The organism is Mycobacterium conspicuum (genome assembly GCF_010730195.1).
GTDB classification, from domain to species: Bacteria; Actinomycetota; Actinomycetes; order Mycobacteriales; family Mycobacteriaceae; genus Mycobacterium; species Mycobacterium conspicuum.
The window spans coordinates 4,747,540-4,763,423 of record NZ_AP022613.1; the positions used below are offsets into that span (position 1 = coordinate 4,747,540).

Genomic DNA, 15,884 nt, shown 5'->3' on the forward strand with positions numbered 1-15,884 from the left:
TGTGCCGACTTACAGCTATCAGTGCACCCAGTGCGCCGACCGCTTCGACGTTGTGCAAGCCTTCACCGACGACGCGCTGACCGAGTGCGAGAAGTGCTCCGGCCGGCTGCGCAAGCTCTTCGGCAAGGTCGGCGTCGTGTTCAAGGGCAGCGGCTTTTACCGGACCGACAGTCGCGAATCGGGCAAGAAATCGGCGGGCTCGAGCAACGGGTCGTCGGGCGGCGAGTCGGGGACGAGTTCGAGCTCCAGCGAGACCAAGACGTCGAGCTCTACCGAAAAGTCCGACAAATCGAGCAGCGGCAGCGGCAGCAGCAGCTCCACGCCGGCCACGGCGGCGGCCTCGAGCTAACCGGTTATCCACAGCGCGCCGCCCGACGGGCGTTGTCGCCATCGCACGCCGCCTAGCGTGTGCAGCGTGGCCGAACCCTCACTGAACCCAACCCTGGTCACCCGGATAGCGGTGTGGTTGCGCCCGGATTGGACGCGCACCGTCGCGTTCCGGCGGGTGGCCGCCGCCGTGCTGGTGGTGTTGGCGGGCGTGGCCACGTTGCGGTCGAATCCCGACGATGATCGTGCCGACGTGGTGGTCGCCGCGCGCGACCTGCCGCCCGGCACCGCGCTGGCTTCCGACGATGTCCGACTCGAAACACGTTCGGCCACAACGGTTCCCGATGGGTCACGCACCGAGCTAAGCGCGGTGGTCGGATCCACACTGGCCAGCCCGACACGGCGCGGCGAGGTGCTCACCGACGTGCGGCTGCTGGGCAGCCGGCTGGCCGAGTTAACCGCCGGGCCCGGCGCCCGCATCGTCCCCCTGCACCTGGCGGACAGCGCGCTGATCGACCTGATTCGGGTCGGCGACGTCGTCGACGTGCTGGCGGCGCCGGCCAACGACGCCCCGGGCGCTGCCCCGGCGAGCAGCAAGGCGGCGGCCACCTTGCTAGCTACCGACGCCGTCGTTGTCCTCGTGTCGGCCAAGGAGAAAGCCCAGTCCGCCGGGGGTGACCGCGTAGTGTTGGTTGCGCTTCCGGCTCGCCTGGCGAACACGGTGGCAGGTTCGGCGTTGGGTCAAACGGTAACCCTGATCCTGCACTGAGCACTCTGCGTCCAGACCAGAAAGGACCTCCGCATGTTCAAAGGGTTCAAGGAGTTTCTCTCGCGGGGCAACATCGTCGACCTCGCCGTCGCGGTCGTCATCGGCACGGCGTTCACCGCGTTGGTCACCAAGTTCACCGACAGCATTATCACGCCGCTGATCAACCGGGTCGGCGTCAACCAGAACTCCAACGTCGGCGTCTTGCGGATCGGCATCGGCGGGGGTCAGACGATCGACCTCAACATCCTGCTGTCGGCGGCGATCAACTTCTTTCTGGTTGCGTTCGTGGTCTATTTCTTCGTCGTGCTGCCCTACAACACGCTGCGCAAGCGCGGTGAGGTCGAGCAGGCGGACGACGCGCAGATCGTGCTGCTGACCGAAATCCGCGACCTACTCTCGCAAGGCAACGGGGCATCCTCGTCGGGCAAGCACGGGGGAACCGCCCACACCCCGCCGCCGGAGCACGGGCCCCGCGCCGACGCCGAAGGCTAGATTTCCAGGCTCGACAACTGCCCGATGATCTGAGCGGCCAACGGGTTTAGCGTCGCCATCCCGTCGCGCACCGCATACCGGGATCCGGCGAGGTTGACCACCAGCGTGCTTCCCGACACACCCGCCAGACCGCGGGACAGTGCGGCGTCGGTGATGCCCGCGGACAGCCCCGAGGCGCGGATGGCTTCGGCGATCCCGAGGATCTCGCGATCGAGGATGTCGCGGGTAGCTTCCGGGGTGACGTCACGAGGTGTCACCCCGGTGCCGCCCACCGAGACCACCAGGTCCACGCCGCCGATTACCGCGGTGTTCAACGCGTTTCGGATCTCGATCTCGTCGGCCTCGACGGCCACCACGCCGTCCACCACGAACCCGGCCTCGGTGAGCAGCTCGGTGACCAGCGGACCGCTATGGTCCTCATCGCCATGCGCGGTGCGATCGTCGACGACGACGACAAGTGCCCGGCCGACTACCAACTCCGCGACTTTTTCCATGGGTGCCACCGTATATCCGCGGTCCGACCGATGCTTGTTGAAGGGCGCGTCGACTCTCATCACTGCTCCGCTTTGCCGAGTGTGACCGGCACCGTGCGGCCCCCGCCGTTGGGATCCTGATAGGTCAACGTCACCTTGTCGCCCGGCGCCCTGGACCGGACCGCGGCCACCAACGCGTCGGCGCTGTTGATGGGGCGGTCGTCGACCTTGGTCACCACCACACCCTTGGGCACGCCCGCGCTCGCGGCCGCCCCACCCTGCACCACGTCCATCACCTTGGCGCCGGGGGTGCCCTTGTCGGTGGTCACCTGCACGCCGAGCGAGGCGTGACTCGCCTTGCCGGTCGCAATCAATTCGTCGGCGATGCGCTTGGCCTGATCGACCGGAATCGCAAAGCCGAGGCCGATCGAGCCGCTCTGCGCGTCACCCGAATCGGCGCCGAGGGTGGCGATGGCGGAGTTGACGCCCACCAACTGACCCTGCATGTTGACCAGCGCACCGCCCGAGTTGCCCGGGTTGATCGCGGCGTCGGTCTGAACCGCGTCCAGCACCGTGTTCTGGTTGCCGGACTCACCGGTCGTCGACACCGGCCGGTTCAGCGCGCTGACGATCCCGGTGGTCACCGTGCCGGCCAGGCCGAGCGGCGATCCGACCGCCATCACCGGCTGGCCCACCTTCAGATCCGACGACGAGCCCAACGAAATCGGGTTGAGCCCGGAGACGCCCTGCACGCGCACGACGGCGATGTCACTGGTGGGATCGGTGCCCACCACCGTGAACGGCGCGGTGCGTCCGTCGGAGAAGGTCACGGTCGTCTTGGGTGCACCACCACCCGGACCACCCGGACCACCGGGGCCACCGGGTCCACCGGGTCCGCCCGGGCCACCGGGACCACCCGGGCCACCGGGGCCACCAGGACTACCGGGGGCGCCGGGGCTACCGGGGCCACCGGCGCCCTTGGGGTTGGCGGCGGCCGCGACGACGTGGTTGTTGGTCATGATCAGCCCGTCGGCCGACAAGATGATGCCGGATCCCTCCTCCGACTGGCGACCGAGGTCGGTCTCCAGCATGACGACGCTGGGCACCACCTTGGCGGCCACCTGCTCCACGCTGCCCGGCGGCGTGTTCGCCGCCGGAACGCTGGGCGCCGCGCCGGTCATCAGCCCGCCACCGTTGCTGCCCGCGGCGTGCGTGCCCAGCTCCACCACCGTCGCCGCCGCCCCGCCGATGCCGGCGGAGATGACCGCGATCGCCACCGCACCGGCGGTCAAAACGCCTGCGCGAGAACGCTTTTGAGGTACCGGACCCGGCATGGGCGGAAGCATCCCCGGGATCGGGCCCTGGCCGGTGCCGCGGGGAATCGGACCCGTCCCGGTGCCACCGGGCACCCGCCCCGGGCCGGTCGCACTGAACGGCTCATAGGGCTGGCGGTACTGCGACTGCGGCTGTTGATAACGCCAGTCGAACTGGGTGTTGTAGCCGGGCTGCTGCGCCTGCTGCCCCTGGGCATACGCCGGGGGTACCGGCTGATTGGGCCCAGCACCGTATCCCGGCTGCTGCGGCGGTGGCGAATACCTCGGGTGATTCGTCATTCGCTAAGTCGCTCTTCCTCTATATTTTCGTAGCTACGGCCTGATGCGGGTTGGGCCGGCGTGTTTTTTCAACAGTAGCCGCAGAACTAGGTTGCCCGCGCGGACTGAGAGTCCACTGAGATAACGTTCGCCGAATCCCGAGAGTTCGTGCCCTCCCCAGCCGGGGCGATCTCCGGTTCGGCCTCCGGGGTTTTGGACATCGGCCGGCCCGGCAGCAGGACATAGATCGACGTCCCAGGCGGCTGCCCCCCGGGCACGGTGTCTTCGATGCGCAATGATCCGCCGTGGTTGAGCACCACCTGTTTGACGATCGCCAGCCCAAGGCCTGAGCCCGGCATCGCCCGCGCGGTCGTCGAACGGTAGAACCGTTCGAACACCAGGCGCCGCTCGTGCGGTGGAATGCCGGGGCCTTGGTCGGAGACCACCAGCTCGGCGTGCGACGGGTCCAGTTGGCGCAGCGTGACGCCGACGCGGCCGCCCGGCGGGCTCCACTTGGCCGCGTTGTCCATGAGGTTCAGCGCCGCGCGCGACAGCCCGGCGGCGTCACCGTAGACCTGCCATCCGATCACCGAGACGTCGAAGTGAATGTCGTTGCGCCGACGCCTGACTCGTTCCAGGCTGCGATCGATGACCTCGGACATGTCGACGGGCTCGTGCACCACCTGGCCGCCGGAGTCCCTGGTGAGGTCCACCAAGTCGCCCACCAACGTGGACAACTCTTCGATCTGGGCGATCACATCGGCGCGCAGGTCGACCATCTCCTGTTCCGGCAGCCGCGGTGCTCCGGGTTCCATTGCGGCCATGAGCAATTCGACGTTGGTGCGTAGCGAGGTCAGCGGTGTTCGCAATTCATGGCCGGCGTCGGTGACCAACCGCGCCTGCCGTTCCCGCGACTCGGCCAGCGCCCGCAGCATCAAGTTGAAAGCCTCTGTCAGCCTGGACAATTCGTCACTTCCGAACACCGGGATGGGCCGCAGGTCGTCGGTGCGGGCCACCCGTTCGGCGGCCTCGGTCAGCCGGCCCACCGGGCGCAGCCCGGCCCGGGTGACCATTCCCCCGGCCACCGCGGCGACCGCGACACCGATGCCGCCGACCATCAGCAGCACCCAGCGCAGCTTCGTCATCACCGCTTGGGTGGGCCGCAGGCTCTTGGAGATCAGCAGCGAGCTGCCGCTGGGCAGGTGAATGGCGAGTATGCGTTGATCCGCCGCGGTGCGCCGCGACATGAACAACTGACCGTGGATGACCGCCTTCTCCGGCTCCCCGACCGGCAACGTCTCGCCCGGCTGTTGCGCCTTGAAGATCGAGTGCCCCGGATTGACCAGCATCGCGTTGACATCGGAATAGGCGGTGCCCTCGATAGCCTTGCCGGGATCGGCCGCCAGCGATCCGCTGGCGATCAGCAGCTGCGCCCGGCTCTGCAGCTGGTTATCGATATCGCTGTAGAGCGCGTTGGAGATGACCGCGTAGACGGCCAGTGCCATCAGCACGACGACCATCGCCACCATCGACATCGCCAGCAGCATGACCCGCCACCGCAGCGACAGCGAACTGGCAGGCCGCAGCGGTGCGCGCCGACGCCGGCGGAACGACACCATTACGGGGGCGTCTCCCTGAGCACATAACCGACGCCGCGCACCGTGTGGATCAGCCGCGGCTCACCGTCGGCCTCGGTCTTGCGGCGCAGGTACCCGACATACACCTCCAGCGCATTGCCCGATGTGGGGAAGTCGAATCCCCACACCTCCTCGAGAATGCGGCTGCGGGTGAGGACCCGACGCGGGTTGGCGATCAGCATCTCCAGCAACGAGAATTCCGTGCGGGTCAGGCTGATCCGTCGTTGCCCGCGGGTGACCTCGCGGGTCACCGGGTCCAGGGCCAGATCGGAGAACACCATCGCGACGGACTCGGCGTCTTCGTCTTCGGGCTTGGTGCGGCGCAACAGGGCCCGCATCCGCGCCAACAGCTCTTCGAGCGCGAACGGCTTTGGCAGATAGTCGTCGGCGCCGGCGTCCAGCCCGGCCACCCGCTCGGAGACCGAGTCGCGCGCCGTGAGCACCAGGATGGGTAGGTCATCGCCGGTGCTGCGCAGCTGTCGGCACACTTCCAGCCCGTCCAGGCGCGGCATCATCACGTCCAGCACCAGCGCGTCGGGCCGGTCATTGGCGATCATCTCGAGGGCCTCGACCCCGTCGTGGGCCAGCTCCACCGAGTAGCCATTGAAGGACAGCGACCTGCGCAGCGACTCGCGCACTGCGCGATCGTCGTCGACGACAAGTATCCGCACGGCCACTAGTTTCGCCCTAGCGCCTGAGAGCGACCTGAGAGGCGCGCCGCGTATTCGCCTAGATTAACGGCGGTCCAGATCGATGAGGCCGAGGCGGGCGGCCTTGAGCAGCCTACGAGGCACTTTGTGCTTTTGCCCGGCCACCGTCACACCGACCAGCTCGGTCTTGGTCGCCTTCCACTGCGCGCGCCGGCTGCGGGTATTCGCGCGCGACATCCTGCGCTTGGGGGTCGCCATGGTCGGGCCTTTACTCCTCGATTAGGGATTTCGCGGGTCTGTCGCGCGGCATCGGCCGTTAGGCCCAGCGGCGACAATCTCGGTAAAGGATAGTCGGTGGGCTGCTGGTCGCCAAAACCAGAGCGCCGCCGCGCGCTCAGCCGTCGATGTGCGTGGGCGGGTCGGCGAAGGCCAGGCCCCAAGGTTGCAGGCCAGGGCCCATCTGATCGCAGCGCCGCTCGGGCACCAGGTAGGTGCTGGCGCCGCCGCCGGCCGTGTGACTGAAGACGACGCAACGCTGCCAGGTGCCGTCGGGCTGGACGGGCGCATCGCACTTGCTGATGACCAGCCCGCCGTACTGACAGCCCGCGCTGGCCGGCGGCGCCGCGGCGATCAGCCCGCACGCCACTAGCAGCGCAACCAGCGCTCCAACGATGCAATGCTTCATGGTCGTCTCCCGAAGCCAAGCCAGTGCCAATGACGCTACCGCGTTGGGTACCTGGTTTCGCCGCCTTTGAGGTGGTCATATGAACTGTCACCGGCCACCACCGGTGTTCGCCCCGCTGTCGGCATCCGACTATGCTGACCTACCGGTTGGTTGGTGGCGCGCGGCTCGCTGATCGCCCCCGAAGGGAGGACGCCGATGGCTTCCGATGCCGTGCGCATCGCGAACTGCTCGGGCTTCTACGGCGACCGGCTGTCGGCCATGCGTGAGATGCTCACCGGCGGTGAGGTCGACTACGTCACCGGCGACTACCTGGCCGAGCTGACCATGCTGATTCTGGGCCGCGACAAGATGAAGCATCCCGAGCGCGGCTATGCCAAGACGTTTTTGACCCAGCTCGAAGAGTCTTTGGGGCTGGCCCGCGACCGCGGGGTGCGCATCGTCGCCAACGCGGGCGGCCTGAATCCGGCGGGGCTGGCGGACGCGGTGCGGGCGCTGGCCGACCGCCTGGGCATCGACGCCCGGATCGCCCACGTCGAAGGCGACGACCTGCTCCCCCGCGCCGCGGAGCTCGGGCTGGGCACGCCGCTGACCGCCAACGCGTATCTGGGCGCGTGGGGCATCGTTGACTGCCTCAACGACGGCGCCGACGTCGTCGTCACCGGACGGGTCACCGACGCCTCGGTGATCGTCGGGGCGGCGGCCGCGCACTTCGGTTGGGGCCGCGCCGATTACGACCGGCTCGCCGGCGCCGTGGTCGCCGGGCACGTCATCGAATGCGGCGTGCAGGCCACCGGCGGCAATTACGCGTTCTTCACCGAGGTGCCCGACTTGAGTTACCCCGGCTTTCCGCTGGCCGAGGTGCGTGACGACGGCTCGTCGGTGATCACCAAGCATCCGGGCACCGGCGGCCTGGTCAGCGTGGACACGGTCACCGCCCAGCTGCTCTACGAGATCACCGGCGCCCGCTACGCCAACCCGGACGTCACCGCCCGGATGGACAGCATCGAGCTGTTTGATGACGGCCCCGATCGGGTGCGCATCAGCGGTGTGATCGGCGAACCGCCCCCGCCCACGCTGAAGGTGTCGCTGAACAGCATCGGCGGGTTCCGCAACGCCATGACTTTCGTGTTGACCGGCCTGGACATCGAGGCCAAGGCCGAGCTGGTGCGACGACAGCTGGAATCCGGCTTGACCGTCAAACCCGCCGAACTGCAGTGGACCCTGGCCCGCACCGACCACGCCGACGCCGACACCGAAGAAGCGGCCAGCGCACTGCTGCACTGCGTCGTCCGTGATCCCGACCCCGCCAATGTCGGACGCCAGTTCTCCTCTGCCGCAGTCGAATTGGCGCTGGCGAGCTATCCGGGCTTCAGCGTCACCGCGCCGCCCGGCGACGGCCAGGTATACGGCGTGTTCACCGCCGGCTATGTCGACGCCACCAAGGTGCCGCATGTCGCCGTGCACGCCGACGGGACTCGGACCTCCATCCCCTGCGCCACCGAGACGTTGGAGCTGGCTCCCGCCGACGCGCCGCCGTTGCCCGAGCCGTTGCCCGCCGGTCCGACCCGGCGCGTGCCGCTGGGCCTGATCGCCGGCGCCCGCAGCGGCGACAAGGGCGGCTCGGCCAACGTCGGCGTCTGGGTCCGCACCGAGGACCAATGGCGTTGGCTGGCCCACACATTGACCGTCGAGCTGCTCAAGGAGTTGCTTCCCGAGACGGCCGACCTCGACGTCACCCGCCACGTGCTGCCCAACCTGCGGGCACTGAATTTCGTCATCGACGGCATCCTGGGCCAGGGTGTCGCCTATCAAGCGCGCTTCGACCCGCAGGCCAAGGGGCTGGGCGAATGGCTGCGCAGCCGACACGTCGACATCCCGGAGATTTTGTTGTGAGCATCTGGAACACGCCCGAGCGCGAAGAACTGCGAAAGACGGTGCGCTCGTTCACCGAACGCGAGATCCTGCCGCACGCCGACGAGTGGGAGCGCGCCGGCGAGCTGCCCCGCGAACTGCACCGGCGGGCCGGGGCGGCCGGGTTGCTGGGCGCGAACTTTCCCGAAGCCGTCGGCGGGGGCGGCGGGGACGGCGTCGACTCGGTCGTCATCTGCGAAGAGGTGCACCAATCCGGTGCGCCCGCAGGGGTTTTCGCGTCGCTGTTCACCTGCGGCATCGCGGTGCCGCACATGATCGCCGCGGGCGATCAGCGGCAGATCGAGCAGTTCGTGCGGCCCACGCTGGCCGGGGAGAAGATCGGGGCGCTGGCCATCACCGAACCCGGCGGCGGCTCCGATGTCGGGCATCTGCGGACTTCGGCGGTCTTGGACGGTGATCACTACGTCGTCAACGGCGCCAAGACCTACATCACCTCCGGCGTCCGCGCGGACTACGTCGTGACCGCGGTGCGCACCGGCGGCCCCGGCGCGGCAGGGGTTTCGCTGCTGGTGGTGGAGAAGGGCACGCCGGGCTTTGAGGTCAGCCGCAAGCTGGACAAGATGGGCTGGCGGTCTTCGGACACCGCCGAGCTGTCCTTCGTCGACGCCCGCGTGCCCGCGGCCAATCTGGTCGGCCCCGAGAACAGCGGGTTCCTGCAGATTGCCCAGGCGTTTGTGTCCGAGCGGATCGGCCTTGCCGCACAGGCGTATTCGAGTGCACAGCGGTGCCTGGACATCACCGCCCAGTGGTGTCGCGACCGCGAGACGTTCGGCCGCCCCCTAATCAGCCGCCAGTCGGTGCAGAACACGCTGGCCGAAATGGCCCGCCGGATCGATGTGGCCCGGGTGTATGCGCGCAGCGTGGTGGAGCGCCAGTTGGCCGGCGACACCAACCTGATCGCGCAGGTGTGCTTCGCCAAGAACACGGCGGTGGAAGCCGGCGAATGGGTGGCCAACCAGGCGGTCCAGTTGTTCGGCGGCATGGGCTACATGGCCGAATCCGAAGTCGAACGCCAATACCGGGACATGCGCATCCTGGGCATCGGCGGAGGGACCACGGAAATTTTGACCGCACTGGCCGCCAAGACGCTGGGATATCAATCGTGACCGTCCTGCAGTCCACCCTCGACCCTCATTCGGATACCTACACCGAGGCCGCGTCGGCGGCGACCGCCAGGCTCGACGAGATCGGCGCCGAACTCGCCAAAGCGCTTGAGGGCGGCGGCGCCAAGTACGTCGAGCGCCACCACGCCCGCGGCAAACTGACCGCGCGGGAACGCATCGAGCTGCTCGTCGACCCGGACTCGCCGTTCCTGGAACTGAGCCCGCTGGCGGCGTACGGCAGCGCCTTCCAGATCGGCGCCAGCACCGTCGTCGGCATCGGCGCGGTCAGCGGCGTCGAATGCCTGATCGTCGCCAACGACCCGACGGTCAAGGGCGGCACCAGCAACCCGTGGACGCTGCGAAAGATACTGCGGGCCAACCAGATCGCCCAGCAGAACCGGTTGCCGGTGATCTCACTGGTGGAATCCGGTGGCGCCGACCTGCCCACTCAGAAGGAGATTTTCGTCCCGGGCGGGCAGATGTTTCGCGACCTCACCCGCCTATCGGCGGCCGGAATCCCTACCATCGCACTGGTATTCGGCAACTCCACCGCGGGCGGCGCCTACATACCCGGGATGTCCGACCACGTGGTGATGATCAAGGAGCGGTCCAAAGTGTTCCTGGCCGGGCCCCCGCTGGTGAAGATGGCCACCGGCGAGGAGTCTGACGACGAATCGCTCGGCGGCGCCGAAATGCATGCCCGCATATCGGGTTTGGCCGACTACTTCGCGCACGACGAACTGGACGCGATCCGCATCGGCCGCCGCATCGTGGGCCGGCTGAACTGGGTCAAACTCGGGCCGAAGCCGAGGCCGGTCGCCGAGCCGCTGTTCGACGCCGAGGAGCTGATCGGCATCGTCCCCGCGGATCTACGCATCCCGTTCGATCCGCGTGAGGTGATCGCCCGCATCGTCGACGGCTCCGAATTCGACGAGTTCAAGCCGCTGTACGGATCCGCGCTGGTGACCGGTTGGGCCCAGCTCCACGGCTATCCGATCGGCATCCTGGCCAACTCACGCGGCGTGTTGTTCAGCGAGGAATCGCAGAAGGCGACCCAGTTCATCCAGCTGGCCAACCGCTCGGACACGCCACTGCTGTTCCTGCACAACACCACCGGCTACATGGTGGGCAAGGACTACGAAGAGGGCGGCATGATCAAGCACGGCTCGATGATGATCAACGCCGTGTCCAACTCCACCGTCCCGCACATCTCGCTGATCATCGGCGCGTCGTACGGGGCCGGCCACTACGGCATGTGTGGGCGCGCCTACGACCCGCGCTTCCTGTTCGCCTGGCCCAGCGCCAAATCCGCGGTGATGGGCGGCGCCCAGCTGGCGGGCGTGCTCTCGATCGTGGCCCGGGCCGCCGCGGAAGCGCGCGGGCAGCAGGTCGACGAGGAGGCCGACGCGGCCATGCGGGCCGCCGTGGAGGGCCAGATCGAAGCCGAGTCACTGCCGATGGTGTTGTCCGGGATGCTCTACGACGACGGGGTGATCGATCCGCGCGACACCCGCACCGTGCTGGGAATGTGTCTGTCCGCCATCGCCAACGCGCCGATCAAGGGGACGTCGAACTTCGGCGTCTTCAGGATGTGAACCCGATGATCACTCGAGTGCTGGTTGCCAACCGCGGCGAGATCGCCCGACGGGTGTTCGCCACCTGCCGACGACTCGGTTTGGGCACCGTCGCCGTCTACACCGACCCGGACGCGGCCGCGCCGCACGTCGCCGAGGCCGATGCACGGGTGCGACTGCCGAACGCCAACGACTATCTGAACGCCGAGGCGCTGATCGCGGCCGCGCGGGCGGCCGGCGCCGACGCTCTGCACCCCGGTTACGGATTCCTTTCGGAGAACGCCGAATTCGCGGCCGCGGTGCAAGATGCCGGCCTGACGTGGGTCGGCCCGCCGGTGGACGCGGTGCGCGCGATGGGCTCCAAGATCGAATCCAAGAAGCTGATGGCGGCCGCCGGAGTGCCGGTGCTTGACGAGCTCGACCCCGACACCGTCACCGAAGCCCAGCTTCCGGTGCTGATCAAGGCGTCCGCGGGCGGCGGGGGACGCGGCATGCGGGTGGTGCGCGAATTGTCGGCGCTGCCCGCCGAGGTCGCCGCGGCCCAGCGCGAAGCACAGGCCGCGTTCGGCGAGGAGACCGTCTTCTGCGAGCGATACCTGCCCACCGGGCACCACATCGAGGTGCAGGTGATGGCCGACGGCCACGGCACCGTGTGGGCCGTCGGGGAACGCGAATGCTCGATTCAGCGCCGCCACCAAAAGGTCATCGAAGAGGCGCCGTCACCATTGGTGGAACGCACACCGGGCATGCGGGCCAAGCTGTTCGACGCCGCGCGGCTGGCCGCGAGCGCGATCGGCTACACCGGCGCGGGAACCGTCGAGTTCCTCGCCGACGATAGCGGCGAGTTCTACTTCCTCGAGATGAACACCCGGCTGCAGGTCGAACACCCGGTCACCGAGGAGACCACCGGTCTCGATTTGGTGGAACTGCAGCTCATGGTCGCCGAGGGCGGCCGACTCGATACCGAACCGCCCGCCGCCCAAGGCCATTCGATCGAGGCCCGGCTGTATGCCGAGGATCCGGCGCAGGGTTGGCAGCCCCAGGCCGGCGTGGTGCACACGATCGACGTGCCCTCGGTGCGCGCCGAGTTCGGCTCGCTGGGACGGCGGACCGGGATCCGGCTGGATTCCGGCATCGTCGACGGGTCGGTGGTGTCGATCCACTATGACCCGATGCTCGCCAAGGTCATCTCGTACGCGCCGACCCGCCGGAAGGCGGCGCTGGCGCTGGCCCACGCGCTGGCCCGCACCCGTCTGCACGGACTGAAGACCAACCGCGCGTTGCTGGTCAACGTGCTGCGCCATCCCGCGTTCCTCGACGGCGCCACCGACACAGCGTTTTTCGAGACGCACGGGCTCGAGGAGCTCGCGGCGCCGCTGGCCGACGACGCAACGGTGCGGGTGTCGGCGATCGCCGCCGCCCTGGCCGACGCCGCGCACAACCGCGCCGTCACCCCGGTGTTCGGCTCGATCCCCAGCGGCTGGCGGAATCTGGCGTCGGGTTATCAAGTCAAGGCCTATCACGACGACGCCGGTGCCGAGCATCGCATCGAATACCGGTTCACCCGAACCGGATTGGTGCTGCCCGACGACGACGCGGTGCAGCTGGTGTCCTGCACGCCCGACGAGGTCGCGCTCGCCGATGGTGGCGGGGTGGCCTGCAGTTACGCGGTGCGGCGCTACGGCGACGACGTGTACGTCGACTCGGCGCGCGGGCCGGTGCACCTGGTCGCGCTGCCACGCTTCCCGGAGCCGGGTTCCGCGGTGGAACCCGGATCGCTGGTAGCACCGATGCCGGGCAACGTCATCCGTCTGGGCGCGGCGGCCGGCGACACCGTCACCGCGGGGCAGCCGCTGATCTGGTTGGAGGCGATGAAGATGGAACACACCATCACCGCCCCGGCCGACGGGGTGCTCGCCGAACTCAACGTCACGACCGGACAACAAGTCGAGGTCGGCGCCGTCCTAGCAAGGGTGGAAGCGCCGGAAACAGAAGGGGATTCAGCATGACCGATACCAGCTTCATCGAAAGCGAGGAGCGCCAGGCGCTGCGCAAGGCCGTCTCCGAATGGGCGTCCAAGTACGGCAGCGAGTACTACCTGCGGAAGGCGCGCGCGCACGAGCACACCGACGAGTTGTGGTTGGAGGCAGGCAAACTCGGCTTCCTCGGGGTGAACCTGCCCGAGGAGTACGGCGGGGGCGGCGCCGGAATGTACGAGCTGTCATTGGTGATGGAGGAGATGGCGGCCGCCGGCAGCGCGCTGCTGCTCATGGTGGTGTCGCCGGCCATCAACGGCACCATCATCAGCAAGTTCGGCACCGACGAGCAGAAGAAGCGCTGGATTCCGTCGATCGCCGACGGCTCGCTGACGATGGCGTTCGCGATCACCGAGCCCGACGCGGGATCCAACTCGCACAAGATCATCACGACCGCGCGCCGCGACGGCAGCGACTGGATCCTCAAGGGCCAGAAGGTCTTCATCTCCGGGATCGACCAGGCGCAGGCGGTGCTGGTGGTGGCCCGCACCGAGGAGGCCAAGACCGGCAAGCTGCGTCCGGCGTTGTTCGTGGTGCCCACCGACGCCCCCGGATTCACCTACACGCCCATCGAGATGGAGCTGATCAGCCCCGAACGCCAGTTCCAGGTGTTCATCGACGACGTGCGGCTGCCCGCGGACGCCCTCGTCGGAGTCGAAGACGCCGCCATCGCACAGCTTTTCGCCGGCCTGAACCCCGAGCGCATTATGGGTGCGGCCAGCTCGGTGGGGATGGGCCGCTACGCGCTGGACCGGGCCGCCGACTACGTCAAGACCCGCCAGGTGTGGGGCACGCCGATCGGAGCGCACCAGGGCCTGTCACATCCGTTGGCGCAGTGCCACATCGAGGTCGAGCTGGCCAAGCTGATGATGCAAAAGGCCGCCACGCTCTACGACAGCGGCGACGACGGCGGCGCGGCCACGGCCGCCAACATGGCCAAATACGCTGCGGCCGAGGCGGCGAACCGCGCCGTCGACCAGGCCGTGCAGTCGATGGGCGGCAATGGGCTGACCAAGGAATACGGCGTGGCCGCGATGATGACCTCGGCCCGGTTGGGACGGATCGCCCCGGTCAGCCGCGAGATGGTGTTGAACTTCGTCGCGCAGACGTCGCTGGGTCTGCCCCGAAGCTACTGATGGACACGCTCGTCGAGTACACCCGCGACGGTTCGATCGCCCGGCTGACGCTGAACTCCCCCCACAACCGCAACGCGCTGTCCACCGCGCTCGTCACGCAGCTGCACCAGGGGTTGCGGGATGCCGCGGCCGACCCGGCGGTGCGTGTGGTTGTGCTCGGGCACACCGGCGGAACGTTCTGCGCCGGAGCGGATCTCAGCGAAGCGGGCAGCGGCGACCCGTACCAGATGGCGGTGGCGCGGGCCCGGGAAATGACCGCGCTGCTGCGCGACATCGTGGAGTCACCGCTGCCGGTGATCGGCGCCATCGACGGGCACGTCCGTGCCGGCGGGTTCGGTCTGGTGGGTGCCTGCGACATCGTGGTCGCCGGGCCGCGCAGCACCTTCGCGTTGACCGAGGCTCGGATCGGGGTGGCGCCGTCGATCATCTCGTTGACCCTGCTGCCGAAGATGTCGGCGCGCGCTGCCGCCCGGTATTACCTGACCGGCGAGACGTTCGACGCTCGCATGGCCGCGGAGATCGGACTGGTCACCGTGGCGACCGACGACGTGGATGCCGCCGTGGCGGCACTGGCCGCCGACATCGGCCGCGGTTCACCGCAGGGCCTGGCGGCGTCGAAGGCGCTCACCACGGCCGCGGTGCTCGAGGCATTCGAGCGCGACGCCGAGCGGCTGACGGAGCAGTCGGCCCGGTTGTTCGTCTCCGAGGAGGCGCAGGAAGGCATGCTGGCGTTCCTGCAGAAGCGACCGCCCAGTTGGGCACGCTGAGCCGCAACGAAGGTTGCAGTTTAGCGAATCCGACTCATACCCCTTGCAGTCAAATGTTTAGGTCGTACGCTCGTGTGTGATGAACAACTCGGCGCAACATGATGCGAGGGAGACCCGCGACGAATGGTCGCGCGCGTCGGACACCGACCGCATCCAGATTGCGCAGTTGCTCGCCTATGCGGCCGAGCAGGGCCGCCTGGAAATGAAGGACTACGAAGACCGCCTCACCAGGGCTTATGCGGCGACGACCTACCAGGAGTTGGACCAGCTACGGGAAGATCTGCTGGGCTCGCCGGTGAACCCGCGCCGGGGCGGCAAGGTCAATCCGGCGCCGTCCACGCTGTTGCTCGCCATGTTGAGCGGGTTCGAGCGGCGCGGCCGGTGGAACGTGCCCAAGAAGCTGACCACCTTCACGTTGTGGGGCAACGGCGTGCTGGATCTGCGCTATGCCGACTTCACCTCGACCGAGGTCGAGATCCACGCGTACTCGATCATGGGCCTGCAAACTATCCTGTTGCCCCCCGAGGTCAACGTCGAAATCAAGGGCCACGGCGTGATGGGCGGTTTCGATCACCAGGTGTTGGGCCAGGGCACACCGGGCGCACCGACGGTGAAAATCTGCGGCTTCTCGCTGTGGGGCGGGGTGGGCATCAAGCGCAAGGCCCGCCGGGCTCGCTAGTTACCGCGAGCAGTCGCAAATATGTCTGCTCG

The 15,884-nt window shown here is 68.2% G+C and carries 16 protein-coding genes; 10 read left to right on the forward strand and 6 right to left on the reverse strand.

Annotation, left to right across the window (positions count from 1 at the left end):
• The first annotated feature begins 1 nt into the window (after nt 1).
• The 3 genes from G6N66_RS21680 (at nt 2) to mscL (ending at nt 1,588) form a co-directional block, all read left to right on the forward strand.
• Nucleotides 2-349, forward strand: a complete 348-nt coding sequence (locus tag G6N66_RS21680; RefSeq protein ID WP_085234934.1) for an FmdB family zinc ribbon protein — start codon at nt 2-4, stop codon at nt 347-349.
• A gap of 66 nt (nt 350-415) precedes the next feature.
• Nucleotides 416-1,096 (forward strand): SAF domain-containing protein, encoded by a 681-nt coding sequence (locus tag G6N66_RS21685; RefSeq protein WP_085234872.1) that lies wholly within the window; start codon nt 416-418, stop codon nt 1,094-1,096.
• A gap of 33 nt (nt 1,097-1,129) precedes the next feature.
• On the forward strand, nt 1,130-1,588 hold the full coding sequence (gene mscL / locus G6N66_RS21690; protein ID WP_085234873.1) for a large-conductance mechanosensitive channel protein MscL: 459 nt from the start codon (nt 1,130-1,132) through the stop codon (nt 1,586-1,588).
• Here mscL and G6N66_RS21695 read toward each other — a convergent pair.
• The 6 genes from G6N66_RS21695 to G6N66_RS21720 form a co-directional block, all read right to left on the reverse strand.
• Nucleotides 1,585-2,142 carry a MogA/MoaB family molybdenum cofactor biosynthesis protein gene (locus G6N66_RS21695; protein ID WP_085234874.1) on the reverse strand — a complete coding sequence of 186 codons (558 nt, stop codon included), beginning with the start codon at nt 2,140-2,142 and terminating at the stop codon, nt 1,585-1,587. The two genes, mscL and G6N66_RS21695, sit on opposite strands and share 4 nt — an antisense overlap.
• The gene (locus G6N66_RS21700) at nt 2,142-3,674 is read right to left on the reverse strand and encodes a S1C family serine protease (RefSeq protein ID WP_085234875.1); all 1,533 of its coding nucleotides are present in this window, start codon (nt 3,672-3,674) and stop codon (nt 2,142-2,144) included. Before G6N66_RS21700 ends, G6N66_RS21695 begins: the two co-directional genes overlap by 1 nt.
• Nucleotides 3,675-3,760: 86 nt before the next feature.
• On the reverse strand, nt 3,761-5,272 hold the full coding sequence (locus G6N66_RS21705; RefSeq protein ID WP_085234876.1) for a HAMP domain-containing sensor histidine kinase: 1,512 nt from the start codon (nt 5,270-5,272) through the stop codon (nt 3,761-3,763).
• Entirely contained in the window at nt 5,272-5,961 is a 690-nt protein-coding gene (gene mprA, locus G6N66_RS21710; RefSeq protein WP_085234935.1) for a two-component system response regulator MprA, read from the reverse strand. Before mprA ends, G6N66_RS21705 begins: the two co-directional genes overlap by 1 nt.
• A 63-nt stretch (nt 5,962-6,024) precedes the next feature.
• Nucleotides 6,025-6,198, reverse strand: coding sequence for a 50S ribosomal protein L32 (gene rpmF / locus G6N66_RS21715; RefSeq protein ID WP_085234877.1), 174 nt, complete (start codon nt 6,196-6,198; stop codon nt 6,025-6,027).
• Nucleotides 6,199-6,334: 136 nt separating this feature from the next.
• On the reverse strand, nt 6,335-6,625 hold the full coding sequence (locus tag G6N66_RS21720; protein WP_085234878.1) for a CDGP domain-containing protein: 291 nt from the start codon (nt 6,623-6,625) through the stop codon (nt 6,335-6,337).
• Between the two features lie 210 nt (nt 6,626-6,835).
• Here G6N66_RS21720 and G6N66_RS21725 point away from each other — a divergent pair, with 210 nt between their 5' ends.
• The 7 genes from G6N66_RS21725 (at nt 6,836) to G6N66_RS21755 (ending at nt 15,852) form a co-directional block, all read left to right on the forward strand.
• Nucleotides 6,836-8,518, forward strand: a complete 1,683-nt coding sequence (locus G6N66_RS21725; RefSeq protein WP_139825385.1) for an acyclic terpene utilization AtuA family protein — start codon at nt 6,836-6,838, stop codon at nt 8,516-8,518.
• Nucleotides 8,515-9,663: an acyl-CoA dehydrogenase family protein gene (locus G6N66_RS21730; protein ID WP_085234880.1), complete on the forward strand. Its 1,149-nt coding sequence runs from the start codon at nt 8,515-8,517 to the stop codon at nt 9,661-9,663. Before G6N66_RS21725 ends, G6N66_RS21730 begins: the two co-directional genes overlap by 4 nt.
• A complete protein-coding gene (locus tag G6N66_RS21735; RefSeq protein ID WP_085234881.1) occupies nt 9,660-11,255 on the forward strand; it encodes an acyl-CoA carboxylase subunit beta in 1,596 nt (531 codons plus the stop codon). Before G6N66_RS21730 ends, G6N66_RS21735 begins: the two co-directional genes overlap by 4 nt.
• A 5-nt stretch (nt 11,256-11,260) precedes the next feature.
• Nucleotides 11,261-13,243: an acetyl/propionyl/methylcrotonyl-CoA carboxylase subunit alpha gene (locus tag G6N66_RS21740; protein WP_085234936.1), complete on the forward strand. Its 1,983-nt coding sequence runs from the start codon at nt 11,261-11,263 to the stop codon at nt 13,241-13,243.
• Complete coding sequence (locus G6N66_RS21745; RefSeq protein ID WP_085234882.1) at nt 13,240-14,406, forward strand: acyl-CoA dehydrogenase family protein; 1,167 nt, start codon at nt 13,240-13,242, stop codon at nt 14,404-14,406. Before G6N66_RS21740 ends, G6N66_RS21745 begins: the two co-directional genes overlap by 4 nt.
• Nucleotides 14,406-15,173, forward strand: a complete 768-nt coding sequence (locus G6N66_RS21750) for an enoyl-CoA hydratase family protein (protein ID WP_085234883.1) — start codon at nt 14,406-14,408, stop codon at nt 15,171-15,173. The genes G6N66_RS21745 and G6N66_RS21750 overlap by 1 nt, the downstream gene beginning before the upstream one ends.
• 79 nt (nt 15,174-15,252) lie before the next feature.
• The gene (locus G6N66_RS21755) at nt 15,253-15,852 is read left to right on the forward strand and encodes a DUF1707 SHOCT-like domain-containing protein (RefSeq protein WP_085234884.1); all 600 of its coding nucleotides are present in this window, start codon (nt 15,253-15,255) and stop codon (nt 15,850-15,852) included.
• Nucleotides 15,853-15,884 lie beyond the last annotated feature (32 nt).

Bases quoted from the DNA above. Each gene is read 5' to 3' on its own strand.
- G6N66_RS21700 (WP_085234875.1), bottom strand. From the start codon at position 3,674: ATGACGAATCACCCGAGGTATTCGCCACCGCCGCAGCAGCCGGGATAC.
- G6N66_RS21750 (WP_085234883.1), top strand. From the start codon at position 14,406: ATGGACACGCTCGTCGAGTACACCCGCGACGGTTCGATCGCCCGGCTG.
- G6N66_RS21705 (WP_085234876.1), bottom strand. From the start codon at position 5,272: ATGGTGTCGTTCCGCCGGCGTCGGCGCGCACCGCTGCGGCCTGCCAGT.
- G6N66_RS21740 (WP_085234936.1), top strand. From the start codon at position 11,261: ATGATCACTCGAGTGCTGGTTGCCAACCGCGGCGAGATCGCCCGACGG.
- mscL (WP_085234873.1), top strand. From the start codon at position 1,130: ATGTTCAAAGGGTTCAAGGAGTTTCTCTCGCGGGGCAACATCGTCGAC.
- G6N66_RS21720 (WP_085234878.1), bottom strand. From the start codon at position 6,625: ATGAAGCATTGCATCGTTGGAGCGCTGGTTGCGCTGCTAGTGGCGTGC.
- G6N66_RS21745 (WP_085234882.1), top strand. From the start codon at position 13,240: ATGACCGATACCAGCTTCATCGAAAGCGAGGAGCGCCAGGCGCTGCGC.
- G6N66_RS21695 (WP_085234874.1), bottom strand. From the start codon at position 2,142: ATGAGAGTCGACGCGCCCTTCAACAAGCATCGGTCGGACCGCGGATAT.
- G6N66_RS21755 (WP_085234884.1), top strand. From the start codon at position 15,253: ATGAACAACTCGGCGCAACATGATGCGAGGGAGACCCGCGACGAATGG.
- rpmF (WP_085234877.1), bottom strand. From the start codon at position 6,198: ATGGCGACCCCCAAGCGCAGGATGTCGCGCGCGAATACCCGCAGCCGG.